Origin of the sequence: Streptomyces sp. CGMCC 4.7035, from assembly GCF_031583065.1 — a bacterium.
GTDB classification, from domain to species: Bacteria; Actinomycetota; Actinomycetes; order Streptomycetales; family Streptomycetaceae; genus Streptomyces; species Streptomyces yaanensis.
This window is the reverse complement of the sequence record NZ_CP134053.1, coordinates 3,310,290-3,334,314: the sequence shown is the minus strand read 5'-3', so window position 1 is coordinate 3,334,314 and position 24,025 is coordinate 3,310,290. Positions and strand designations below refer to the sequence as shown.

Annotated in this window: 23 protein-coding genes; 11 read left to right on the top strand and 12 right to left on the bottom strand. The window is 70.2% G+C overall.

The features are described 5' to 3' along the window. Nucleotides 1-23: 23 nt before the first annotated feature. From Q2K21_RS14030 to Q2K21_RS14010, 5 genes are all read right to left on the bottom strand, one after another. Nucleotides 24-902: a carbohydrate ABC transporter permease gene (locus Q2K21_RS14030; RefSeq protein ID WP_310770534.1), complete on the bottom strand. Its 879-nt coding sequence runs from the start codon at nt 900-902 to the stop codon at nt 24-26. Continuing rightward, a complete protein-coding gene (locus Q2K21_RS14025) occupies nt 899-1,852 on the bottom strand; it encodes a carbohydrate ABC transporter permease (RefSeq protein ID WP_310770532.1) in 954 nt (317 codons plus the stop codon). The genes Q2K21_RS14030 and Q2K21_RS14025 overlap by 4 nt, the downstream gene beginning before the upstream one ends. 26 nt (nt 1,853-1,878) lie before the next feature. Next, on the bottom strand, nt 1,879-3,219 hold the full coding sequence (locus Q2K21_RS14020) for an ABC transporter substrate-binding protein (RefSeq protein ID WP_310770529.1): 1,341 nt from the start codon (nt 3,217-3,219) through the stop codon (nt 1,879-1,881). A gap of 110 nt (nt 3,220-3,329) precedes the next feature. After that, nucleotides 3,330-4,328 carry a LacI family DNA-binding transcriptional regulator gene (locus tag Q2K21_RS14015; RefSeq protein ID WP_310770527.1) on the bottom strand — a complete coding sequence of 333 codons (999 nt, stop codon included), beginning with the start codon at nt 4,326-4,328 and terminating at the stop codon, nt 3,330-3,332. A 75-nt stretch (nt 4,329-4,403) separates the two neighbouring features. Then, nucleotides 4,404-5,630 (bottom strand): cytochrome P450 family protein, encoded by a 1,227-nt coding sequence (locus Q2K21_RS14010; RefSeq protein WP_310770525.1) that lies wholly within the window; start codon nt 5,628-5,630, stop codon nt 4,404-4,406. 77 nt (nt 5,631-5,707) lie between these two features. Here Q2K21_RS14010 and Q2K21_RS14005 point away from each other — a divergent pair, with 77 nt between their 5' ends. Further along, nucleotides 5,708-6,940, top strand: a complete 1,233-nt coding sequence (locus Q2K21_RS14005; RefSeq protein ID WP_310770523.1) for an FAD-dependent oxidoreductase — start codon at nt 5,708-5,710, stop codon at nt 6,938-6,940. Nucleotides 6,941-6,966: 26 nt separating this feature from the next. Here Q2K21_RS14005 and Q2K21_RS14000 read toward each other — a convergent pair whose 3' ends face one another. The 4 genes from Q2K21_RS14000 to Q2K21_RS13985 all read right to left on the bottom strand — a co-directional run bounded on the left by Q2K21_RS14000 (nt 6,967) and on the right by Q2K21_RS13985 (nt 11,074). Continuing rightward, on the bottom strand, nt 6,967-7,782 hold the full coding sequence (locus Q2K21_RS14000; RefSeq protein ID WP_310770521.1) for an ABC transporter permease: 816 nt from the start codon (nt 7,780-7,782) through the stop codon (nt 6,967-6,969). A 117-nt stretch (nt 7,783-7,899) separates the two neighbouring features. After that, nucleotides 7,900-8,790, bottom strand: a complete 891-nt coding sequence (locus tag Q2K21_RS13995) for an ABC transporter permease (protein WP_310770519.1) — start codon at nt 8,788-8,790, stop codon at nt 7,900-7,902. 10 nt (nt 8,791-8,800) lie between these two features. Then, complete coding sequence (locus Q2K21_RS13990) at nt 8,801-10,000, bottom strand: ABC transporter substrate-binding protein (protein WP_386275952.1); 1,200 nt, start codon at nt 9,998-10,000, stop codon at nt 8,801-8,803. A 36-nt stretch (nt 10,001-10,036) separates the two neighbouring features. Then, on the bottom strand, nt 10,037-11,074 hold the full coding sequence (locus Q2K21_RS13985) for an ABC transporter ATP-binding protein (protein WP_310770515.1): 1,038 nt from the start codon (nt 11,072-11,074) through the stop codon (nt 10,037-10,039). Nucleotides 11,075-11,197: 123 nt separating this feature from the next. Between Q2K21_RS13985 and Q2K21_RS13980 the strand changes: the two genes are divergently transcribed. Together Q2K21_RS13980 and Q2K21_RS13975 are read left to right on the top strand one after the other, a co-directional pair. Then, nucleotides 11,198-11,935: a FadR/GntR family transcriptional regulator gene (locus Q2K21_RS13980; protein WP_386275953.1), complete on the top strand. Its 738-nt coding sequence runs from the start codon at nt 11,198-11,200 to the stop codon at nt 11,933-11,935. A gap of 35 nt (nt 11,936-11,970) precedes the next feature. Continuing rightward, entirely contained in the window at nt 11,971-12,726 is a 756-nt protein-coding gene (locus Q2K21_RS13975) for a cache domain-containing protein (protein ID WP_310770510.1), read from the top strand. A gap of 408 nt (nt 12,727-13,134) precedes the next feature. On the opposite strand, the gene Q2K21_RS13970 is transcribed toward Q2K21_RS13975, so the two are convergent. Next, nucleotides 13,135-13,803, bottom strand: coding sequence for an MmyB family transcriptional regulator (locus Q2K21_RS13970; RefSeq protein WP_310770508.1), 669 nt, complete (start codon nt 13,801-13,803; stop codon nt 13,135-13,137). A 227-nt stretch (nt 13,804-14,030) separates the two neighbouring features. On the opposite strand from Q2K21_RS13970, the gene Q2K21_RS13965 reads away from it, so the two are divergent. The 6 genes from Q2K21_RS13965 (at nt 14,031) to Q2K21_RS13940 (ending at nt 19,080) form a co-directional block, all read left to right on the top strand. Continuing rightward, a complete protein-coding gene (locus Q2K21_RS13965) occupies nt 14,031-14,687 on the top strand; it encodes a helix-turn-helix domain-containing protein (RefSeq protein ID WP_310770506.1) in 657 nt (218 codons plus the stop codon). A gap of 32 nt (nt 14,688-14,719) precedes the next feature. Further along, the gene (locus Q2K21_RS13960; protein ID WP_310780946.1) at nt 14,720-15,250 is read left to right on the top strand and encodes a toxin-antitoxin system, toxin component; all 531 of its coding nucleotides are present in this window, start codon (nt 14,720-14,722) and stop codon (nt 15,248-15,250) included. Between the two features lie 17 nt (nt 15,251-15,267). Then, nucleotides 15,268-16,476 (top strand): MAB_1171c family putative transporter, encoded by a 1,209-nt coding sequence (locus tag Q2K21_RS13955; protein WP_310770504.1) that lies wholly within the window; start codon nt 15,268-15,270, stop codon nt 16,474-16,476. Next, entirely contained in the window at nt 16,460-17,977 is a 1,518-nt protein-coding gene (locus Q2K21_RS13950) for an FAD-dependent oxidoreductase (RefSeq protein ID WP_310770502.1), read from the top strand. Before Q2K21_RS13955 ends, Q2K21_RS13950 begins: the two co-directional genes overlap by 17 nt. 350 nt (nt 17,978-18,327) lie before the next feature. After that, nucleotides 18,328-18,648 carry a hypothetical protein gene (locus Q2K21_RS35780; protein WP_386275954.1) on the top strand — a complete coding sequence of 107 codons (321 nt, stop codon included), beginning with the start codon at nt 18,328-18,330 and terminating at the stop codon, nt 18,646-18,648. A 210-nt stretch (nt 18,649-18,858) separates the two neighbouring features. Further along, a complete protein-coding gene (locus Q2K21_RS13940) occupies nt 18,859-19,080 on the top strand; it encodes a hypothetical protein (RefSeq protein WP_310770500.1) in 222 nt (73 codons plus the stop codon). 4 nt (nt 19,081-19,084) lie between these two features. On the opposite strand, the gene Q2K21_RS13935 is transcribed toward Q2K21_RS13940, so the two are convergent. Continuing rightward, nucleotides 19,085-19,768 carry a 4'-phosphopantetheinyl transferase family protein gene (locus Q2K21_RS13935; protein WP_310770498.1) on the bottom strand — a complete coding sequence of 228 codons (684 nt, stop codon included), beginning with the start codon at nt 19,766-19,768 and terminating at the stop codon, nt 19,085-19,087. Next, nucleotides 19,713-20,621 (bottom strand): metallophosphoesterase family protein, encoded by a 909-nt coding sequence (locus Q2K21_RS13930; protein ID WP_310770496.1) that lies wholly within the window; start codon nt 20,619-20,621, stop codon nt 19,713-19,715. The genes Q2K21_RS13935 and Q2K21_RS13930 overlap by 56 nt, the downstream gene beginning before the upstream one ends. Nucleotides 20,622-20,950: 329 nt before the next feature. On the opposite strand from Q2K21_RS13930, the gene Q2K21_RS13925 reads away from it, so the two are divergent. Then, complete coding sequence (locus tag Q2K21_RS13925) at nt 20,951-22,078, top strand: ATP-grasp domain-containing protein (protein ID WP_310770493.1); 1,128 nt, start codon at nt 20,951-20,953, stop codon at nt 22,076-22,078. Nucleotides 22,079-22,309: 231 nt separating this feature from the next. After that, nucleotides 22,310-23,995 carry a carbohydrate binding domain-containing protein gene (locus Q2K21_RS13920; RefSeq protein WP_310770491.1) on the top strand — a complete coding sequence of 562 codons (1,686 nt, stop codon included), beginning with the start codon at nt 22,310-22,312 and terminating at the stop codon, nt 23,993-23,995. The last annotated feature ends 30 nt before the right edge of the window (nt 23,996-24,025 follow it).

Here is a 24,025-nt window from a genome sequence, read left to right as displayed (position 1 = left end):
TTCTGTGAAGGGGGTGGGCGGCGTCAGCCCTTCGTGCTGCCCGCGCTGATTCCGGCGACGATGTGCCGCTGGAAGACCAGGAACATCGCGACCATGGGGATGCTGGCGATCACCATCGCGGCGATGAGCACGGTCAGCGGGATGTTCTGCGACAGCTGGACGAGCGCCACACTGATCGGCTGTTTGTCGGTGTCGGAGAAGACCATCAGCGGCCACAGGAAGTCCTGCCACACCGCGACCAGCGCGAAGATCGACACCACGCCGAGGACCGGCCGGGACATCGGCAGCACGATCGACCACAGGGTGCGCAGCCGGCCGGCGCCGTCGATCTCGGCGGCCTCCAGCACGTCCCGGGGTATCCGGTCGAAGAACCGCTTGAGGAGGTAGAGGTTGAAGGCGTTGGCGACGGCGGGCAGCCAGATGCCGAGCGGGTCGTTGAGGAGGTTGGTGTGGATGAGCGGGAGGTCGGCGACGGTCAGGTACTTCGGTACGACGAGGGCCTGGGCCGGGACCATCAGCGTGGCGAGGATGCCGCCGAGGATCACCTTGCCGAAGGCGGGCCTGAGCCTGGACAGGGAGTAGGCGGCGGCCGTGCAGAACACCAGCTGGAGCAACCAGGCGCCGGCGGCCTGGACGACCGTGTTCCACAAGTGCGTCGGCAGTTGCATCAGGTCCCAGGCGTCGGTGTAGCCGCTGAGGTGCCAGTGGTTCGGAACGAGTGTGGGCGGGGTCTGGGCCACCTCGTCCGGTGACTTCATCGCGCCGGTCACCATCCAGTACACGGGGAAGAGGAAGGCGAGTGCGAAGAGCAGGACGACGCCCGTGAACACGGTCCAGTAGACGGCCTTGCCCCGCGGGCGGGACAGGGTCAGCGGCGAGACGAGAGTGCGGGTACTGCTCATGAGTCCTCCCCTGCCGTACGGGTCAGGCGCAGATAGACCGCGGAGAAGGCGCTGAGCAGCACGAGGAGCATCACGCTCAGGGCGCAGGCGCCGCCGAAGTCGTTGTAGAGGAAGGCGTACTTGTAGATCAGGTAGAGGACGGTGACCGTCGCGTTCTCCGGGCCGCCGCCGGTGATCACGAACGGCTCGGTGAAGACCTGCATGGTGGCGATGATCTGAAGCAGCATCAGCATGAGCACCACGAACCGGGTCTGCGGGATCGTCACGTGCCGGATGCGCTGGAGGATGTTGGCGCCGTCCAGTTCGGCGGCCTCGTACAGCTCGCCCGGGATGCCCTGGAGCGCGGCCAGGTAGATCAGGACCGTGCCGCCCATGTTGGCCCAGGTCGCCACGATGACCAGGGAGACGAGCGCCGTGTCGGCGCCGTTGGACCAGTTCGACGTGGGCAGATGCAGGAAACGCAGCGCCTCGTTGGCGAGGCCGGAGCCGGGATCGTAGAACCACTTCCACAGCAGGGCGCTCACCACCGGTGGGATCATCACCGGCAGGTAGACCACCACCCTGAAGAACGCCTTCGCGTGCCTCAGTTCGTTCAGGACGAGGGCCAGCACGAAGGGCACGGCGAAGCCGATGAGCAGCGCGAGCAGGGTGAACGTGAGCGTGTTGCGCCAGGCCGCCGCGAACTCGGGGTCGTGGAGGACTCGGGTGAAGTTGGCGGTGCCGACCCACTCGGGCGCGGAGCCCGGAGTGTACTTCTGGAAGGCGATCACGACCGCGCGGATCGCCGGATACCAGGAGAAGAGCGCGAAGCAGAGCAGGCCGCCGAGCAGGAAGGCGTAGGCACGCGACTGGTCGGCCAGACGGCGCCGCCCCCGGCCCCCCGCCGGGGACGGCGCCCGGACGGGACGCACGGCGATCGTCTCGGCAGGCCGGGCGGCGGCCTTGGTCATCGGTGTCACCCCCGGGGACATCGGCGTCAGCCCCGGGCGAGGATGCCGTCGATCTTGCCGGACGCGTCCTTGAGGAGCCGGTCGATGTCGGCGTCCTTCTTGGTGAGGACGGCGGAGACGGCGCCGTCGAGAACGGAGTAGATCTGCTGCGCCTGCGGCGGCTCGATCTTCATCTGCAGGTGCTGGTTGCCGTCGAGGAACGCCTGGTAGTTCTCGACGGGGACGTTGGCGTTGGCCTTCTTGACCTGCTGATCCTTGTCGTCGGCGGCGCCGGTGAACAGGCGCGGCTCGGGCAGGCCGACCGGGGCGTTCGCCTTCTTGGCGCGGGCGTAGTCGCCGAGGAAGCCCTGGCCGGGGGTGAGGAACATGTGGTCGAGCCACTTCAGCCCGGCCCTGATCTGAGCGGGTGTGTCCTTCTTGTTGAACATGTAGCCGTCGCCGCCGATGAGCGTGCCCTGGCCGCCTGGCATGGGGGCGAGCGCGAGGTCCTTGTAGTTGCCGCCCTTCTCCTTCACCAGGATCGGGATGTTGTCGGGCGCGGAGAGGTACATGCCGAGCTTGCCGGAGCCCATCATCTGCTGAACGTCGTTGATGACGAGGAGCTGCTTGCTGCCCATCGAGTCGTCGCTCCAGCGCATGTCGTGCAGGTTCTGCAGGACGGCGTGGCCCGCGGGGGTGTCGACGGTGGCCTTCTTGCCGTCGGCGCTCACCACGTCGCCGCCCTGCGAGTACAGCTCGGCGGTGAAGTGCCAACCGCCTTGGTTCTGGGCGCTGTAGTCGGCGTAGCCGACGGTGCCGCCGCCGAGAGCGGCGATCTTCTTGGCGTCGGCGCGGACCTCGTCCCATGTCGTCGGCGGCTTGTCGGGGTCCAGTCCGGCCTTCTTGAAGAGCGCCCGGTTGTAGATCAGGCCCATCGAGTAGCCGGTGCGGGGAACGCCGTAGATCTTGCCGTCGACGGTGTAGATGTCCCGTAGCTGCTTCTGGATGGTGGCGTAGCTCTTCAGCTCCTTGACGTAACCGGTGATGTCGGCGGCCTGGTTGATGTCGACGACGTGCCGGGCGTCGGTGAAGTAGGTGTAGAACACGTCCTCCATCTGACCGCCGGCGAGCTTGGCGTCGAAGGTCTTGGGGTCCTGGCAGGGGAACGCGTCATGGGCGACGACGTCGATGTCCGAGTTCTGCTTCTCGAAGGAGGCGACGTCCTGTTCGAAGAAGCCGCGGTCGACCTTGGCGCTCTTCGGCGGCATGCAGTTGACGGTGATACGGGTCTTGCCGCTCGCCGAGTCGCCGCCCGACCCGCAGGCGGTGAGGGCGAGGGAGCAGACACTGAGCGCGACGAAGGTACGACGGAAACCGGTGCTTCTCATCGGTGAACCCCTCTGGGCAGGAGCGGTGGGCGCCGCACACTCAAGCACCGACGGCTTCTGCTCGCAAGATGTCACGCAGTATCTGAAATTATTTGACAGTTGAGCGGTTCTCAGGGACGAGGCGCTTGCGCCGTCGAGCCCCGGACCACCAGTTCGGGCTCAAACAGCAGCTCATCGGCCGGTACGGAACCACCGCCGATCTGCGCGTTGAGCAGCTCGACGGCGGCTTTCCCCATCGACTCGATGGGCTGCCGGACGGTGGTGAGGGGCGGTTCGGTGCAGTTCATCAGCGCGGAGTCGTCGTAGCCCACGACGGAGATCTGTGACGGTACGTCAAGCCCACGACGTCGAGCGGCCCGTATTACTCCCAACGCGAGCGGGTCGCTGGCGCAGATGAACCCGGTGACCCCTCGGTCGATGAGCTTGGCAGCCGCCGCATGACCGCCCTCGATCGAGAACATGGCTCGGGCGACGTGATCGTCCGGCAGCCGACCGGCGATCGCCCGCGCCGCCGCGAGCTTCCGCGCCGACGGCACGTGGTCGCCGGGCCCGAGCACCAGCCCGATCCGCTCATGGCCCAGCGAGGCCAGGTGCCGCCAGGCCTGCTCGACCGCCACGGCGTCGTCGCAGGAGACGCCGGGGAAGCCGAGGTGCTCGATAGCCGCGTTGACCAGGACGACTGGGATGTTGCGGTCCGCGAGCTGCCGGTAGTGCTCGTGCGGGGCGTCGGCCTGCGCGTACAGGCCACCGGCGAAGACGACCCCGGAGACCTGCTGTTGCAGCAGCAGTGCCACGTAGTCGGCCTCGGAGACGCCGCCTCTGGTCTGCGTGCACAGCACGGGGGTCAGCCCGAGCTGGGCGAGCGCGCCGCCGATGACCTCCGCGAACGCCGGGAAGATGGGGTTCTGCAGCTCCGGGAGCACGAGCCCGACGAGGCGTGCGCGCTCGCCGCGCAACTGCGTGGGCCGCTCGTAGCCGAGGACGTCGAGCGCGCTGAGCACCGCCTGCCGGGTCGCTTCGGAGACTCCGGGCTTGCCGTTGAGCACCCGGCTGACCGTGGCCTCACTGACCCCGACCTTCTTCGCCACCTCAGCAAGTCGTCGCGTCATGCGCGCAAGAATAGCGCAAGAAACGCAAGTGGTTTGCGCACTGCGCTCCAGTGCCAGTGCCGGTGCCAGTGCCCGTCACCGGCCGCCGCCGGCCGTGAAGGTGACGGGCAGATGCTCGGGCCCGCGCAGACCGCCGGGCTTCCAGCGCAGCTCGCTCGGTGGTACGGCCAGGGCGAGGTCGGGAAGGCGGCGCAGAACGGTGGCGATGGCGAGCTGGCCCTCCAGTCGGGCCAGCGGGGCACCCAGGCAGTAGTGGATGCCGTGCCCGAACGCGAGATGGGGGTTGTCGCGTCGGGTGATGTCCAGGCGCTCGGGGTCGGGGAACCGGGCCGGATCCCGGTCGGCGAGGGCGGTGGCGATCAGGATGGTGGCTCCGCGGGGGATCATCACGCCCGCGATCTCGACGTCCTCGCGCGCGAACCGCGCGATACCGGGGTTGACCGGCCCGTCGTAGCGGAGGAACTCCTCGATCGCGCCCGGCAGCAGCTCGGGATCGTGCCGCAACAGCCGCAGTTGTTCGGGGTGGGCGAGCAGCGCGACCAGGCCGCTGCCGATCAGGTTGACCGTGGTGATGTAGCCGGCCACCAGCAGCAGGAACGCCATGGCGATGAGCTCGTCCTCGTCCAGCCGCCGCTCCTCGTCCCGGGCGGTGATCAGCGCGCTGAGCAAGTCGCCCTCCGGCCGCGCGCGCTTGACCTCCAAAAGCTTGGTCAGATAGGAGCGCATCTGCCGCCATGCCGCGTCCACCACGGCCGGATCCGGTGGCTCCGGCCCCTGGAGGATCATGGCATCGGTCCAGCGCTGGAAGTCGTGCCGGTCCTCCACCGGCACACCCAGCAGCTCACTGATCACCGTGACCGGAAGCGGCAGCGCGAAGTCCGTGACGAGGTCCGCGTGGCCGTCGGGCACGATCGCGTCGAGCAGGCGGTCGGTGATCGCCTGGACACGGGGCCGCAACTCGGCCACCTTGCGTGCGGTGAACGCCTGTGAGACCAGGCGGCGCAGCCGGGTGTGCTCGGGCGGGTCGGAGCGGAGCATGGTGCGCAGCATCGACTCGCGGTCCGTGGCCGGCAGCCGCTCCACGATCCGGGGATCCGACGCGTCGCGGACGTCACTGCTCAGCCGTGGGTCGGACAGGGCCGCGAGACCGTCGTCGTAGCGCGTCACCAGCCAGGCCTCCAGTCCGCCCGCGATGACGGCCCGCCGTACGGGGCCGTCGTCGCGCAGCTGCCGGTAGAAGGGGAAGGGATCCGCCACGAAGGCCGGGTCGCCGTAGGGCAGCAGGATCGGCTGCTGACTCATCACGCCTCCAAACGTACGGTTTGCACTATTTACTACGAATAATGACAAATCTGAACGCGAAGAGGGGAGCCGTTGCGATGGAGCGGAGCACGTGTTGTGTGGTGGGCGGCGGTCCTGCCGGCATGGTCCTCGGGCTGCTGCTGGCCCGGGCCGGGGTGGAGGTCACGGTCCTGGAGAAGCACGGCGACTTCCTGCGCGACTTCCGCGGCGACACCGTGCACCCGTCGACACTGGCGCTGCTGGACGAGCTGGGCCTGGCCGAAAGGTTCGGCCGGCTGCCGCAGCGGCATGTGACCACGGTCCAGCTGCCACTCGGCCCGGACCGTTCCCCGGTCACCGTCGGGGACCTCGGCGCGTTGCGGGGCCCCTACAACTACATCGCGATGGTGCCGCAGTGGGACCTGCTCGACCTCCTCGCGGACGAGGCTCGGCGCGAGCCGTCCTTCTCGCTGCGGATGGAGACCGAGGCCACCGGTTTCCTGAGGGAGCGCGGACGCGTCACCGGCGTGCGGTATCGCACGTCCGACGGCCGCACCGGTGAGCTGCGGGCCCTCCTCACGGTGGCGTGCGACGGCCGGGGTTCGCTCGCCAGGTCGCTGCCCGAACTGGGACTGCGGAGGTTCACCTGCCCGATGGACGCCTGGTGGTTCCGGCTGCCACGGCGGGAGGACGACCCGCAAGGGCTCGTGGGAGCCGTGGGTGACGGATTCATCGCCGCCATGCTCGACCGGGGGGACTACTGGCAGTGCGCCGCGCTGATCCCCAAGGGCACCGACGGCCGGCGCCGCGCCGCCGGTCTCGACCAGTTCATGTCCGCATACGCGGACGCCGCCCCATGGCTCGCGGACCGGGTGCACGTCCCGCGGTCCTGGGACGAGGTGAAGCTGCTCGATGTGCGGCTCGACCGCCTCCGGCGCTGGCACCGCCCGGGGCTGCTGTGCATCGGTGACGCGGCACACGCGATGTCACCGGTCTTCGGCATCGGCATCAACCTCGCCGTGCAGGACGCCGTGGCCGCCGCCCGGTATCTCGTCGATCCGCTCCGCGACGGCACCGTCGGGATGAGCGACGTGCGCCGTGTCCAGCGCCGCCGCCGGCCCACCACGGTCGCGACGCAGGGGCTCCAGCGGATCGCGCACGCGCGGGTCATCGGGCAACTGCTGGCGGGACGACCGCCCTTCGGCGACGGCAAGCGGGCGCGGCGCGTGACGGAGCTGCTCACCACCTCTCGGTGGCTGCGCCGGCTGCCGGCGTATTTCTTCGCCTACGGCGCCGTACGGGAGCGTCCGCCGACGGCTTCGGTCCGATGAGCGGCGGGCGGATACGGGAACCGGCTCTAGATCCTGCTCTCCGTCGCCGTGTCCGCCGACAGGCGCTGGGCGACGTAGATCGGGATCACCGACAACAGGACGAGTACCGCGGCCACCACGTTCACGACCGGGGCCTGCTGAGGGCGTGTCATGTTGTTGAAGATCCAGATCGGGAGCGTCTCGATGCCGGGGCCGGCCGTGAACGTCGTCACCACGATCTCGTCGAAGGACAGCGCGAACGCGAGCAGCGCGCCCGCCAGCAGCGCCGAGCGCACCAGCGGGAACGTGACGTCGACGAAGGCGCGGAAGGTGTCGGCGCCCAGGTCCATGGCCGCTTCCTCGTACGTGCCGGAGGTGCGGCGCAGTCGCGCGACCACGTTGTTGAAGACGACGACGATGCAGAAGGTGGCGTGTCCGACGATCACGGTGAACAGACCCAGGCCGACACCGAGCGGTTCCAGGACCGTGCCGAACGCCGAGTTGAGCGCGATGCCCGTGACGATGCCGGGCAGCGCGATCGGCAGGACGACCACGAACGAGATGGCGTCGCGGCCGAAGAAGCGGTGCCGGGCCACCGCGAACGCGATCAGCGTACCGAGCACCAGCGCGATGGCCGTGGCGCCGAGGCCCGCCTTCACCGACACCCACAGCGCGCTGCGGGCACCGGAGTTCTGCCAGGCCACCGACCACCAGTGGAAGGTCCACCCGGGGGGCGGCCAGCTCGCGCTGCGGTCCGGGTTGAAGGAGTTGACCAGGACGAGCGCGAGCGGGACGTAGATCACCGCGAAGCCGAGCCCGGCGGCGATACGCAGCGCGATGCGCGCGGATCGGGACAGTTGCATGACGAGGGACCTCTTCTGGAGGCTGCCGAGTTCTGGAGGCCGCTGAGTTCCACGGCGGCCGAGTTCTGTGGGGCGGCCAAAATCTATGGGCGGCCGAGTTCTACGGGCGGCCGAGTTCTACAGGCTGCTGAGCGCGCCCGTGCGGCGCATGGCCAGCAGGTACAGCACGATGACCACCACCGGAACCGTGCCGAGGGCGGCGGCCATGGGCAGGTTGAGTTCGATGTTGGAGTAGACGAGGTTGCCGATCAGCTGGGTCTTGCCGCCGACGATCTGCACGGTGATGTAGTCGCCGAGGCTGAGCGAGAAGGTGAAGACCGAGCCGGCGGCCACGGACGGCAGCACCATCGGCAGCACGACCGAGCGGAAGGTGCGGCCGGGCCGCGCCCCCAGGTCGGCGGACGCGTCGAGGAGGTTCGCGGGCAGCTGCTCCAGCGCCGTGTGAATGGGCAGGATCATGTACGGCAGCCAGAGGTACGTCAGCGTCAGCACGGCCGCGGGCAGTCCGAACCCGGGTCCGCTCAGCCCGAACGGCTCCAGCATCCAGTCGGCGAGCCCGCCCTGGGACAGGATCAGCCGCCACGCGTACACCTTGACCAGGTAGCTCGCCCACAACGGGGTGAGGATCGCGACCACCAGCAGGGGGCGCCACCTGGGCTTCGCCACACGTGCGGTGTAGAAGGCCAGCGGGAAGGCGATGACCGCGCACAGGGCGGTGACCGCGAGGGCCACGCCGATACTGCGCAGGATCACCTGGCGGAACACGGGTGTCGTCAGCAGCGCGTGGAAGTTGTCCGTCGACCAGACCTTCACGACCTCGGAGGTGAAGGAGTCTGTCGTCCAGAACGCCGAGACGAACAGTACGCCGAGCGAGCCGAGATAGAGCACGGCCAGCCACAGCAGGGGGGCGGTCAGCAGCAGGGACAGCCGCAGCCGCGGGCGGCGGTGCAGCAGCCCGGCGAGCCGCCGGACGGGGGCCCGTCCGGCGGCAGGCTGGGTGGCGGTCATCGTGAAGTCCTCAGCCCTTGATCTCGGTCCAGGCCTGCACCCACTTGGCGTACGGCACGCACTTGACGTCGGTGCGGCCGTCGAGGCACTGCTCGATGGGCGTGTTCCAGAAGGCGATGTTCTTCCAGTAGGCCGTGTCGGCGGCGTGGAAGGTGGTGCAGAAGTTCTTGTCGCTGGTCTCCTCGCAGCCCTTGGCGTTGGCCGGGGCCTCTCCGAAGTACTCGGCGACCTGCGCGTTGACCTTCGGCGAGATGATCCAGTTCATCCACTGGTAGGCGCAGTTAGGGTGCTTGGCCTTGGCGGAGAGCATCCAGGTGTCGGACCAGCCGGTCGAGCCCTCCTTGGGCACGAACGCCTTGACCTTGGCGCCCTCACCCTGCGTGAGGTTGGCGATGACCTGCCAGGTGGTGCCGACCACGGAGTCACCGCTCTTGAAGGCGGAGATCTCCTTGAGGTAGTCGCTCCAGTACTCGCCGACGTATCCGTTCTGCTGCTTCAGCAGGGCGACGGCCGCGTCGAACTGCTTCTGGTCGAGCGCGTACGGGTCCTTGATCTTCAGCTCGGGCTTGGTGGCCTTCAGGTAGAGCGCCGCGTCGGCGATGTAGATCGGGGAGTCGTACGCCGTCACGTGGCCCTTGTACTTCGCCGCGTCGTCGAAGACGGCGGACCAGGAGGTCGGCGCGGGCTTGACCTTCTCCGTGTTGTACATCAGCAGGTTGGCGCCGCGGCCGTGCGGGATGCCGTACGCCTTGCCCTTGACGGAGTTCCACGCCTGGAGCTTCAGGTCGCTGAAGACGTCCTTGTAGTTCGGCACGAGGTCGGTGTTGACCGGTGCCGCGTCACCGGAGGCGATCAGGCGCAGGGAGGCGTCGCCGGAGGCGGAGACGGCGTCGTACTCGCCGGTCTTCATCAGCTTGACCATCTCGTCGGAGCTGGCCGCGACCTTGGAGTGGACCTGGCAGCCGGTCTGCTTCTGGAAGTCGCTGACCCAGTCGACCTTGGGGTCGTTGGAGCCGTCCTCGACATAGCCGGCCCAGGCGATGAGGTTGACCTGCCCCTCGTTCTTGCCGAGCTTCGATTGCGCCTTCAGGTCGGGCGGGTTGAGACCGGTGGACGAGGACGAGCCGCCCGAGCCGGAGGAGCCACAGGCGGTGGCGGCCAGCAGCACCGCGACGGTGGCGGCGGCTTGGAAGATACGAGTGGGACGCACGACGTTCTCCATACGTGAGGGGACTGGCGTGGGGGGTCAGCGGGCGTCGGGGACCTGGACGGCGTGGCGGCGGTGCCACTGGAGGCGTACCCGGGTGCCGCGGAAGGCGGCGACGTCCTCGGAGGAGGTCTCCAGGTTCTGCTGGAGCGCGGTGAGGCGGCCGCCCGCGTCGAGGTCCACGAGGAAACGGGTGGCGTCTCCCAGGTAGACCACTTCGGCGACCGTGCCGATGGCGGTGGAGTGCTCCGGCTCGTCCGCGATGGCGGACTCCTTGAGGACCCGGATCTTCTCGGGCCTGATGCTGTACGTGCCGGGCGCGCCGGTGACCCGCCGCGCCGCCTCGCCCTCCAGCAGGTTCGAGGTGCCGACGAAGGAGGCGACGAACGCGGTGGCGGGGCGCTCGTAGATCTCGGCCGCGGTGCCGACCTGTTCGATGCGGCCCTGGTTGAAGACGGCGATGCGGTCGCTCATCGTCAGGGCCTCCTCCTGGTCGTGGGTGACGAACACGAAGGTGATGCCGACCTCGCGCTGCAGCGCCTTGAGCTCGACCTGCATCTGCTCGCGCAGCTTGAGGTCGAGCGCGCCGAGCGGCTCGTCGAGCAGCAGCAGGCGGGGGCGGCCGACGAGGGCGCGGGCGAGCGCGACACGCTGCCGCTGGCCGCCGGAGAGCTGACCCGGCCGCCGCTTGCCGAACCCTTCGAGGCGTACGTCGGCGAGCGCCTCGCGGGCCCGCTGGAGCCGCTCGGCCTTGGGCACCTTGCGGACCTTGAGGCCGTAGGCGACGTTCTGCTCGACGGTCATGTGCGGGAAGAGCGCGTAGTCCTGGAAGACGGTGTGCACATCCCGCTCGAAGGGCGCGAGGCCCGTGACCTCCTGACCGGCCAGCTCGATGGTTCCCGAGGTCGGGCTCTCGAAGCCCGCGATCATGCGCAGGACGGTCGTCTTGCCGGAGCCGGACGGGCCGAGCATCGAGAAGAACTCGCCGTCGGATATCTCCAGGTCGACCCCGGCCACGGCCGTCGTACCGGCGAACTCCTTCCGCAGACCCTGCAGCCGGATCGCGCTTCCCTCCATGGGCGGGAACCTTTCTGGTGCACTCTTCCGTTCACGTGACGCAAGCGAAAAGATATGAAGTCATAGTTCAAAGCTCAAGACCCCTTTAAGGTAAAGGTTGAGTCAACGCACAAGGTGGTGGCCGTGAAGCACAACAGAGGCGGCGGGGCCCGGAGAGCCGTGTTCACTCCCGTGGACACCCGGGCGCGCGTGGAGACGGTCGTCCGCCGGCTCGGCGACGCCATCGAGCTCGGGCTGCTCGCCGACGGGGAGCAGCTGCCGGGCGAGAGCGAGCTGGCGGGGCAGCTCGGCGTGTCCACCGTGACTCTGCGGGAGGCGCTCATGGCGCTGCGGCAGCAGGGTCTGGTCACCACCCGGCGGGGGCGCGGCGGCGGGAGCTTCGTCTCGCTGCCCGAGGACCCGGCGGAGGAGCGGATCAGGGCACGGCTGGCCGGCTGGGGCACCGAGGAGCTGCGCGACCTCGGCGACCACTGGGCAGCGGTCTCCGGCGCCGCCGCCCGGCTCGCGGCCCAGCGCACCGAGCCGGACGACCTGCAGCAACTGCGGCGCACCTTGGAGGAGTTCGCGGCGGCCGAGGACGCGGCGGCGCGCAGCCGGGTGTACGGCCGCTTCCATGTGGAGCTGGCCGCCGCCGCTCAGTCGGCCCGGCTCACCCGGGAGCAGGTCGCGCTCCAGACGGAGGTCGGGGCGCTGCTGTGCCTCGTGCTCGGGGACGACGCCTATCGCGAAGAGGTGGCGGACCGTCATCGCTCCGTGATCTCCGCCGTGCAGGATGGGGCGCACGATTCGGCCAGGGAGCTGGCCGAGCGGTGCGTGAAGGAATCGACGGCACGGCTCATCGCGCTGCGTCTCGCCCTGTAACGCGCCGGCATCCGGTCCACGCGCTGGAGGGCGCCATGAGCCAGAGCCCCGGTCTGGTCGCACTGCCCGAGGCGGATGTGGCGGGGCAGGTCCGCTCCGCCCTGGAGACGGTCTTCGACGCCGTCGCGGAGACCCGCGCCGATACGACGGCCCTGCTGACGCGGGTGGCCGGCCAGGGGCGGCGGCCCGCGACGGTGGACCTGGCGCGGCTGCGTCCGGGACTCCATGCGCGGCTGGCGCGGCAGGAGCTGGTGTCCGGCGTGGGGTTCGTGGCCGCCCCGGGGTTGCTGAGCGACGTACCGGCGTGGCTGGAGTGGTGGCAGAGCGGCGCGGACGGGGACGTACGGCCGCTGCTGCTCGACCTGGATCCGGCGCACTCGGCGTACTCCGACTACACGCACTGGGACTGGTTCGCGCTGCCCCGCGACACGGGGCGGCGGGCGGTGGCCGGTCCGTACGTGGACTACCTCTGCTCCGACGAGTACAGCCTCACGCTGTCGGCGCCCGTGCACATGGAGGGGCGCTTCGCGGGCGTGGCCGCGGCCGACGTGTATCTGCGGCACTTCGAGGCGGCCGTGCTGCCACTGCTGCGCGGGCTGCCGAGGTCCGCCCACCTGGTCAACGCGCGCGGGCGCGTGGCCGCCTCGGCCGACCCGGCGCATCTGGCCGGTTCGCTCACCAAGGGGCCGGACTTCGCGGCCGTGCTGGAGCGGGGGCGGCCGGACACCTGGGGGAACCTGCGCCTGGTTCCGTGCGACGGTGTTCCGCTCGTGCTCGTCGTCGACGGCTGAGTACCTGGGCGGCCATGTCGACGGCTGAGTACGTGGACGGCTGACTACGGAGTGCGGCAACAGCCGGTACGGGGTGGCGGTCACGGCCCCGGAGTCGGGTTCGGCAGCGCCCAAAGGGGCGCGGGGAACTGCGCGACAAGCCACGACGCACCCGCAGACGGCACACACTACGGCTTCACCGGTACCGGCACCGGCACCGGCACCGGCACGTGCGTCTCACCGCGGTGGCAGCGATGAGCCTGCGGCTGACCAACAGGCTCTACCGCACCCGCGACTGAGGGCCTCTGACCAGAACGAGCCCCGGCGCCGTCGGCGACCTGAACGCCGACGGTGCCGGGGCTCCGGAGAGGCCGGCGAGTGAGCCGAAGGGGCTCAGGGGCCCCGGAGGCGAACCGGGCCCCGAGGACATCAGTCCCGCGGTGCGGGCACCACGCTGAGGTGGCCCGCCGCACGCCGGGGGCGACGCACCGGGGGCGGGGCGGGCGTCGGGCGGCGCGCCTCGCGCAGCACCAGCGTCAGCCGCGAATAGCCCATGTCCCCCAGGGTCTTGGGGGTCTCCCCCACCACACGGCAGTCGGAGCCCCAGCGCGGGTCGGGGTGCAGCAACGGGCGCACCGCCCCGTCGTGCTCCACGGCATGCGGTCCGACCGCGCGGATCCAGTGCGGCAGGCCTTCCCGGTAGGCGGCCTCCATGATCGGGTCCTGGGCGATGTCCCGGCGGATGGACTGCAGCCCGTGGTCGTGCCCGTGCCGCTCCACCGCCGCGGCGAAGTGCGCCAGCATGGGCAGGCACCAGCTCGACTCGTGCTCGCCGAGGATCGTGCCCGCGTCCGGGTGGAACAGCACGAACCGCAGGAAGTTGTCGCCCGGCATGGCCGTCGGATGCGGCGCGACCGAGCGGAAGAGCGTCCGATACGCGGTGTTGGTGAGGACGACGTCCCAGCGGTGGTCGAAGACGACGGACGGGAAGGGGACGGCTTCGAGGAGCGTGGCGTAGTCCCGCAGATACGCCCGTGCTTCCGGACTCTCGGGGACGGGTCGCGGCTGCGACCGCTGCCCTCCTGCCTGAAACGCCATCGGGAGGTCACCCCTCTTGCCCTTGCGGCCTTCACGCGGCGCCTTGATCCTGCGGCCCCGGCAGGAGCCGTGTCAACTATCGTGGCATTTGGCGTCGGTTGACGGCCGAATCTCGCCACAGTTGTGGCGAGACCTGGATGTGAGTTCGAGAGACGGGCTACCCTCCGGATGGTTCCGGACGACCATGAGAACGATATGAGTATGAGAGAGACGTAGGAGATCTGTCGGTGACGGATGGCTTCGAGGTTCCGGGCGCCACGGCGACGGGTCTGCTGCCGGCCGTCGCGGCCCGTGTCACCGCCCTCGCCGACCGGCTGGGCGTGCCGCACGCGGAGATCTTCGACGTCCCGCGCCTGTCGGTCGAATCCGGCGTCCCGGAGCCGGTGGTGAAGGCCCTGCTGAGCGGGGTGCCCGCCGGGGAGCCGGATCTTCAGGCCCGTTTCCTGCAACGACTCGACCTGCTGCGCCGCACCCGGCTCAAGCCCAACGGACGCAAGTACACCCAGCAGGAGATCGCCGACGGCGCGGGTATGTCGCGCCAGCAGGCGGGTGCCCTCATCAATGGCGACCGGCGCCCCACCATGGAGCACTGCGACGCCATTCAGCGTTTCTTCAGAGTGCATGCCGGGTTCCTCACGGCCGAGGACCCCGAGGCGCTCGCGAACGCCCTCCAGCGCTCCGAGCAGGAGCTCCTCCAGCGGCTCGCCGACCGTGAGCGCGAGGCGGCCGAGGTCGCCGACGACCCGCTGGAGCGGCTGCTGCAGGACCACGGCGTGCGCGGCATCGCCTGGCGGGCGGCCCAGCTGCCCACCGACCAGCACCGCGACAAGGTCGCGGAATGGCTGGACATGCTGCTGGAGAGCGTCAAGCGGCCCGAGTCCTGATCCGGGGGAGAAGCGTGGGCATCGGAAGGGAAATGCGCCGTCTGTGCGGCGAGTTGGTCGGGGAGCTGTCGCTCCCGGCGCCGGCGGAACCCGCCGACCTGTACGCCGCGCTGTGCGACGGCATGGGCAGACGCCGCGGCCGTCCCGTCCAGTTCCGCACGGCCCCCTTCCCGCCCGGCACGGCCAGCGGTCTGTGGCTCGACATGGCCGACCAGGACCTCGTCGTCATCGAGGAACGCACCGCCCCCGACCACCAGTTGGTGATCCTCGGCCACGAGCTGTGGCACATGAACGCCGGGCATCACGGCCACCATGTGGAGGGCGCCGTGGTCGCGGCACGCCTGCTGAGCGACACCGCCGATCTGCAGGCGACCGTCCACAAGGTCGCCGCCCGTACGCACTTCGACCTCTCGGACGAGAAGGAGGCCGAGAGCTTCGGGCTGCTCCTGGCCAGCAAGTGCCGTATCTGGCTGGCCGGTTCGGCGCTGCGTGGGCCTGTCAAGCGGGACGATCTGGCGGGGCGGATCGAGGCCTCGCTGGGTTATCGCGGACCGCAGGGCTGAAGGGCGAAGACGCCGCCATGGACGGTTCCAGCTACTACATACCCGCCGCCGCGATGGGCGTGGCGCTCACCGTCAAGGCGCCCGCGCTGAGCCGTTCGTGGCGCGATCCGCTGTTGCGGTCGGTGTGCGCGCTGCTCGCACTGGCCGGGCTGGTGTTCTTCTTCGCCGCGCCGCCGACGATCGGGAAGGTCAACGACCTCACGGGCGTCACCAATGTCTCGGCGCCGCTCGTCTACTGCCTGCTGAGCGCGTTCAGCGCGTCCTGTCTGGTGCTCGTCGTCAACTGGCGCGGCGGACCGCCCGAGGAGACCCGCCGCACCACCCGGCTGATCATCGCCGGGTACGGCCTGGTGATCGTCGCCTTGATCACGCTGTTCATGCTCGGTGACGTGCCGGTGGAGCGGCTGGTCGACTTCGACACGTACTACGCCCGCACGCCGTACATACGCGAGATGATCGTGCTGTACCTGATGGCGCTCACCGTCGCGGGCGTCGCGATGAACTTCATGTGCGGGCGCTGGGCGCTCCAGGTGCGTGGCTGGCTGCGCGCCGGGCTGCTGATCATCGTGACCGGCTATCTCTTCAACCTGGCCTACCTGACGACCAAGTTCACCGCCGTCATCGCCCGCTGGAACGGCCACGACCTCGACTATCTGAGCAGCGACGTGGCGCCCGTGCTGGCCTCCGCAGGGGCGCAGATCAGCGCGGTCGGCTTCTGTCTCCCGCTGGCCTGCCAGCGCGTCGGGGACAGCTGGAGCACCTGGTCGACGTACCGTCGGCTCGGGCCGCTGTGGCGCGAGCTGCGATCGGTGTCCCCCCATGGGGACCACGGGGTGCGGATCTCCTGGTGGTCGCCGGCCGAACTCCAGGTGACGCAGCGGGAGTCCGACATCCACGACGGCATGCTCAGCCTGTACCCCTACTTCGACTCCGAGGTGCGCTCCCGCGCCTACGACGCCGCCGTGGCGGCGGGCTCCGACCCCGCCCAGGCGCAGGCCGAGGCCGACGCCGCGATGGTGGCGGTGGCGGTGCGGGCGAGGGCAGCCGATCCGGAGGGCAGGGTGATCAGTTCGGCGGGGGCGAGCCACGCCCCGACCGCGTCCCCCGAGGGTCCCCGCGACCTCGTGCGGATGTCGGCCGCCCTGCGTCAGTCACCCGTCGTCGCGGCCGCCAGGGGGCCGGTCGCGACCAGGCCAGGAAGCGACTTCCATGAGCAAACCCGCTAGCACCTCCACGGGTGCGGCATCCCGTCGGGCCGTCGTCATCGGCGGCGGTATGGCCGGCATGCTGGCCGCCTCGGTGCTGAGCACGTACGCCGACGTCACCGTCGTCGACCGGGACGTGCTGCCCGAGGGCCCCGAGCCCCGCAAGGGACTTCCGCAGGCCCGGCATGTGCACGTGATCTGGTCCGGGGGCGCCCGTGCCATGGAACAGCTGCTGCCGGGGGTGACCGACGCGTGGCTGGCGGCGGGCGCCCGGCGGATTCCGCTGCCGACGGGGCTCGTGTCGATGCAGCCACGGGGCTGGTTCCGGCGCTGGCCCGAAATGCAGTTCATGATCGCGTGCAGCCGTGATCTGCTCGACTGGGTGGTGCGCGAACGGGTCACCAGGAGCGAACGCGTCACTCTGCTGCAGCGCAGCGAACTGCTGTCCCTGGAGGGCGACGCGTCCCGGGTGACGGGCGTGCGGGTACGGACGCCCGACGACGAGGAACGGCTGCTCGCGGCCGACCTGATCGTCGACGCCTCGGGTCGCGGTTCGCGGGCCTCGGTGTGGCTGGAGGCGCTGGGTGTGCCCGAGGCGCCGCTGGAGCAGGTGGACTCCGGGCTCGCCTACTCCAGCCGGATCTTCCGGGCGCCGCCGGGCACGGAGGAATTCCCGCTGGTCAACGTGCAGTCGGACGCGACCGTGCCGGTGCCGGGGAGGACGACGACCATCGAGCCCATCGAGGGCGGGCGGTGGCTGGTGACGCTCTCCGGCACGCGGGGCGGTGAACCGCCCACATCCGCCGAGGAGTTCGAGACCTTCGCGCGGGAGAGCGTGCGGCATCCGGTCGTGGGCGAGCTCATCGCCCACGCGGAGCCGCTGTCGGACCCGGTCGTCACGCGCAGCACGGTCAACCGCCGACGGTTCTACGAGAAGGTCAAGAGCTGGCCCGAGGGGTTCGTGGCGATCGGCGACTCGGTGGCCACGTACAACCCGGTCTACGGGCACGGGCTGTCCGTGGCCGCGCTGGGCGCGGTGGCGCTGGGCGAGCTGGTGGCCGAGCACGGGCTGACAGCGCCGGGGCTCGCCCGTCGCATACAGCGGGCGGTGGCCCGTCCGGTGGCGACGGCCTGGGAGTTCGCGACCAGCACGGACATCCACTACCCGGGCGCGGTCGGCAAGGCCCCGGGCGTCGCGAACCGTCTCCTCGGCGCGTACGTCAACCGGCTGATGCTCACCGCGACCGGGCGTCCGCTGGTGGCCCGGGCGTTCTTCGACGTGGTCACGCTGTCGAAGCCGGTGAGCGAGCTGCTGCGGCCGTCGGTGGCGATCGCGGTCCTGCGCGGTCCACGCCGACCCGGACTGACGGCCCCGCCGCTGACCGGGGCCGAGTGGGAGGCGGTCATCGGGACGGCGCAGGGCCAAAACGCCCCCAAGGCCCAACAGCGCACGGCTTCGGCTTCCCGGCCGGGCGCCTCAGCCGACGACACCCCCGACCCGGCCGCCCGGCCCGGCAGGTGATGACCGTACGGCCCTGAGCAACCCGCCGGCCCACGACAGCCGAACGCGGCGGACGTCCTCGCGCGCCTCCGGGCAGGCGGCGCGCGCCGGACGCGTGCCGCACCGGCACCACGCTGTCCCGGTCGCGGCAGCATGCTCGGCTGAAATCCGTCCATTCCGTCCGCCAGGGACAGGAACTCGCGAGAACGCGGCTCCGCGCCTCCGGGCAGGCGGTGCGCGCCGGACGCGTGCCGCACCGGCCCCGCGCTGTCCCGGTCGGCCCGGATCAGCATCGTGGGCATGCCGTCGGCCGGACGCAGCGATCGAGCAGGGGCACCGCCTGCCCGCTCCAGTCGACCACGGCCCGCAGCATGCGGACGAAGGCGCTGCGTAAGGTCGCGCCGGGCAGCGCGGCCACGAGGCTCAGCGGCTCCGGCGAGTCGCCCGGGAGGGAGACGGCCCTCGGCACCGGGGCGACCTCCCGGCCCCCTTCCCGGACGCCGACCAGAACCAGCCGCTCGCTGCCTCCCGGGGAACTGCTGGACGCACTGCGTCGCGACCCCGCCGCCCAGCGAGTACCCCAACGGCGTGGCCGGCTCGATCCCGAGCACGGTGAGCAGATCGCGCACCCCGTTGCCGCACTCGGCTCGACCGTCGCCGAGACGGCCGAAAGCCCGTGCTCTCCACCGTAGAAACGTCCCGCCACAAGGGATTTCAAGAGTTTCGCCTCCGCTGAGCGGGCGAACCAGCGGGTACGGGACGGGCATTGTCAGTGGTGGACGGCAAGCTGGGAGGTGCGCCACCGCTGCGCGCGGCCAGGTCCGCGTACGGAAGGGGCGCGTGCCGTGCACGTACCGCCGCGCGACTGCCCGTCCCGCGGCCGACCCGGGGAGAGCCGACCGATGCCGACCGCCGTACTGACCGACCGCGAACGCGCCGCCGTACAGGCCTATCTGCGTCTCCTCCACACCGTGCGAGCGGCGTTCGACGGCCCGCCGGAGCCGCACCGACCACCAGTGGTCCCGACCGCCGCCCTGGCGGAGGCGGACCGGGCGCTGGCGGAGGCGGGACTCATGGGCACCGAGGGGGAGTTCTTCCGCCTGCTCGGCGAGTGGTGTCCTTAGCGTCTCAGAGGTGGGGCACGACGACGGCCGTCGCGGCCAGCCCTTGCTGTACGGTCCAGCGGCCGTCGAAGGCCTCGACTCGGCGGCCGTCGACCAGCGGACCCGGGACCAGCAGGCGCGCCCGGAAGCCGCCGGAGAGGACCAGGGCGGTACCCGGGTGGATCTCTATGTCCGCCTCCAGGAAGTCCAGCCACTTCCCGGTCAGCGGGAACCACGCCTTGTAGACGGACTCCTTGGCGCTGAACAGCAGCCGGTCCCAGTGGATGGACGGGTGGCTGCGGGCGAGTTCGCGCAGCCGGGTCTGCTCGGTCGGCAGGGCGACCGTGTCCAGGACGCCGTCCGGCAGTCGGTCGTGGGGTTCCGCGTCGATGCCGAGCGAGGCCACGTCGGCGGCGGGGACCAGCGCGGCGGCGCAGTAGTCCTGGCAGTGCGTCATGCTGCCGACCAGCCCGTCCGGCCAGCGCGGCGCGCCGCGCTCCCCGGGCAGAACGGGCCCCGGCGGCACACCAAGCTTCTCCATGGCCCGTCGCGCGCAGCCCCGTACGGCGGTGAACTCCCGGCGTCGCTTGTCGACGGCCCGGGCTATGACCGCTTCTTCCTCGGGGTAAAGGGAAACGTCGTCGCCGAGCGCGTCACCCCCGTGCGCCTCCACGGCCACGACCGATCCCGGGAGCAGCTCCTCCATCATCTGCTTGGACCTCCATAGGCAGAATGCGGCGCAGTCTCCCGGGCGGCTCCGAACGGGGGCGCCATTCGCGAGGGTAGCCCACCGACACCTCTTCGAAGCGGACGCCCTCGTGGTGGGTGGTCCGCGGAATGTGCAGATGACCGTAGACCATGCACGCCACCCGGAAGCGGCGGTGCCAGTCGGCGGTCAGATCGGTGCCGCACCACATGGCGAACTCGGGGTAGCGCAGGATGTCGGTGGGGTGCCGGTCCAGCGGATAGTGGTTCACCAGCACGGTGGGGAGATCTCCGGGGATCTCCTCCAGTCTGCGCTCGGTCTCGGCCACCCGGGCCCGGCACCATGCCTCACGACTCGGGTAGGGGTCGGGGTGCAGCAGGAACTCGTCGGTGCACACGATCCCGGTGCCGTGCGCGTACCGAAGTCCCTGCTCCTTGGTGGTGCAGCCCTTCGGCAGGAACGAGTAGTCGTAGAGCAGGAACAGCGGTGCGACGACCGCAGGGCCGCCCGGCCCCTCCCAGACGGGGTAGGGGTCCTCGGGTGTCGTCACGCCCAGCTCCCGGCACACGGCAACGAGGTGGTCGTACCGCTCGACGCCGCGCAGGGTGACGGTGTCCTTCTGATGGGTCCACAGCTCATGGTTGCCGGGCGCCCAGATCACCTTGTGGAAGCGGCCGGCGAGGAGTTCCAGGGCCCAGCGGATGTCGGCGACCGTCTCGGCCACGTCACCGGCGACCAGCAGCCAGTCCTCGCCCGATGTGGGTCGCATCCCCTCGACGAGGGCGCGGTTCTCGGGGTATCCGATGTGCAGATCACTGATGGCGAGCAGCTGTCCACGGCCGTCCGTCGACTCCACTCTCGCCCCTTTCGAGAACCGAATGGGAACACGAGAACACATCGGGTCGCCGACCGACAAGAGCGACCCGCGGCAGCTGCGCGAGCGTCTTCGAAAACGGACCGCGGCACGGGCGCGGTGTCCCGGAAAATCACCTTCGCCGCTTGAAGGGGAGCCGGGGGAATCCGTAACACGCGCGTAGCCATGGCAGGGCCCGGAAGGGCCTATGATCGCCCCAGCACATCCGCCACGGACGCCACTCAGCGTACGGCGGTTCGGTGTACCTCTCCCCTCCCCTGGCCGGGCACGGCCTGCTCCGCCCTGCCCGCGAACCGTGAAAGGCGGCCTGCATGGTCTCTCGCGTACGCGTCTGGCTCAACCGCACGTACGCGGAGAACGTGTTCTTCATGGATCAGCTGCGGAGAAATCCCAGCGACCGGGCCGTCGAGATCCATGCCACGCACGGCGACGCCGACTCGCCCGTCCTGGCCGCCGCCGACACCGCCGACCTGGAGCCGGAGGGCCTGTCCCCGGCCGCGTACGTCGAGTACGCCCTCGACCAGTGCACGCGCCGCGGCATCGACGTGTTCGTGCCCCGCCTGCACCAGGAGGCGATCGTCGCGCACCGCGCGGAGTTCGAGGCGGCCGGTACGGCACTGCTGGCGCCGCCCGCCGAGGCGGTGGCGGTCTTCCAGGACAAGGCGACGGCGTACCAGGCGGTGCAGTCGATCGGGATCCCGGTACCGCCGTGGTGGCGGGTCACCAACGAAGACGAACTCATCGCCGCCGTCGAAGAGTTGGAGGCCGACGGGCACAAGGCGTGCTTCAAGCCGGCGGCGGGCGCGGGCGGAGTGGGCTTCCGCGTCATCACGCGCGCCCCCTTCTCTCTCGTGCACCTCAGCGGGTTCCCGAGTGCGTACGTGCCGCTGGACCTGGTCGTCCAGGCGGTGCGCGAGGCCGACGAGCCCGTCGACTGGCTGGTGATGCCGCGTCTGGAGCAGCCCGAGGTGTCGGTCGACTGCCTGACCGGGCCCGACAACCGGATCCGCATGGCGGTGGGCCGCACCAAGAACGGGCGTCGGCGCGGCTTCACGCTGCACGAGCAGTGGCTGGAGCCGGCCACGCGGCTCGCGGAGGGCTTCGGGCTGCACTACCTCTCCAACATCCAGTTCCGGATGTACGGCGACGAGCCGGTGCTCCTGGACGTCAACACGCGCCCGGCGGGCGGGCTGCACCAGCTGTCGCTGTGCGGTGTCAACGCGCCCTGGGCTGCCGTGCAGTTGGCGCTCGGGGAGGATCCGGGGGAAATCGTCCCGCCGTTCCTGGGCACGGATTACACGGTGGTGTCGGGGCCGCGGCCGGTGCGTGCGGTGTCGCTGCCGCTGCAGCGTACGGAGGGGTTGGAGCAGGCTCCGGTGGTGCCTGCGGCGACGGTTTCCCCTATTGAGGTTGGTGCGGCGGAGGCACTGCCCCTTTAGGCCGTCGACCGGCTGCGGGTTGTTCGTGGCTTGTCGCGCCCACGCGGCGGAGCCGCAAAATGTCACAGCCCCGCGCCCCTTACGGGCGCCCCTTACGGGCGCCCCCACGGTCACCGGTATGGACCAATCTCCGCTCAGCCCTTGACACTTGGATTGGTCCATACCAACTTGGTTGCGCACCCTTCTGTATTTCCCTGCACTCCCCCACCCCCATCTCTTCAGGGAGATCGCGTGCGCACACTTCTCCGTCGTTCCAGACGCGCCTTCTTCGCACTCGTCGGCTCCGCCGCCCTCGCACTGGCCGGGGCCGTCGCCCTCCCCGGGACCGCCCAGGCGGCCAACATCCTGTCCAACCCCGGCTTCGAGTCGGGCAGCCTCTCGCCCTGGTCCTGTACCGGGAACCTGGGCTCGATCGTCTCCAGCCCCGTGCACGGCGGCTCCAAGGCCCTTGCGGGGGCGCCGAGTTCGAGCGACACCGCCCAGTGCAGCCAGACCGTCTCGGTCCAGCCGAACACGACGTACAGCCTGTCGGGCTGGGTCCGCGGCTCCTACGTCTACCTCGGTGTGAACGGCGGCGCCTCGACCTGGACGACCTCCCCGTCGGCCTACAGCCAGCTGTCCGTCTCCTTCACGACCGGCGCCTCCCAGACCAGCGCCACGATCTACGTCCACGGCTGGTACGCGCAGGGCACCTACTACGCGGACGACTTCAGTCTGGACGGACCCGGCGGTGGCGGCGGCTCGGACACCCAGGCGCCGACCGCGCCGGCGAACCTGACCTCGACCGGCAAGACGTCGTCGAGCGTGTCACTGTCCTGGTCCGCCTCGACGGACAACGTCGGCGTGACGGCGTACGACATCTACAGCGGCTCGAACCAGGTGACCAGCGTCTCCGGTACGACGGCCACGGTCAGCGGGCTGTCGTCCAGCACCTCCTACACCTTCACCGTCAAGGCGCGCGACGCGGCCGGGAACGTCTCGGCGGCCTCCAACGCGGTGACCGTCACCACGAACGCGGGCAGCGGCGGCGGCACCGGCTTCAAGCAGGCGGCTCCGTACCTGTACGAGGGCTGGGGCGACCCGCCGAGCCCGAGCACGGTGATGAGCGCGACCGGCATCAAATGGTTCACGATGGCGTTCGTGCTCGACTCGGGCGGCTGTACCCCCGCCTGGGACGGCAACCGCGCGCTGACCGGCGGCGTCGACCAGACCGCGATCAACCAGATCCGCTCCGCGGGCGGCGACATCGTCCCGTCGTTCGGCGGCTGGCAGGGCAGCAAACTCGGCGCCAACTGCTCCTCCGCGAGCGCGCTCGCCGGGGCCCTGCAGAAGGTGATCGACGCCTACGGCCTCAAGGCGATCGACATGGACATCGAGAACTCGGACGAGTTCGAGAACGAGGCCGTCCAGGCCAAGATCCTGACCGCCCTGAAGACCGTGAAGGCCAACAACCCCGGTCTGAAGACGATCGTGACCTTCGGCACCTCGACGACCGGGCCGACCTACTACGGCAACCGCCTCATCGAGCAGGCCCAGTCGCTCGGCGCCGGCATCGACGTCTTCACCATCATGCCGTTCGACTTCGGCGGCGGCTCCGACATGTACGGCAACACCGTCAACGCCGCCGAGGGGCTGAAGGCCAAGCTCAAGTCCACCTTCGGCTGGGACGACGCCACGGCGTACTCCCACATCGGTATCTCCGGCATGAACGGCCTGTCCGACCAGCAGGAGAACACCACCCCGGCGATCTGGACCCAGGTCCGCGACTGGGCGAACTCGCACCACATCGCCCGTCTCGCCTTCTGGGCGGTCAACCGCGACCGGCCGTGCGCGGGCGGCGGCGTGGTGAGCAACTGCTCCGGCATCAACCAGAACAACTGGCAGTTCACGTCCATCACGGCCGGTTTCACCGGCTGAGCGCCGGCGTGGGGGTGTCCGCGGAGCCGG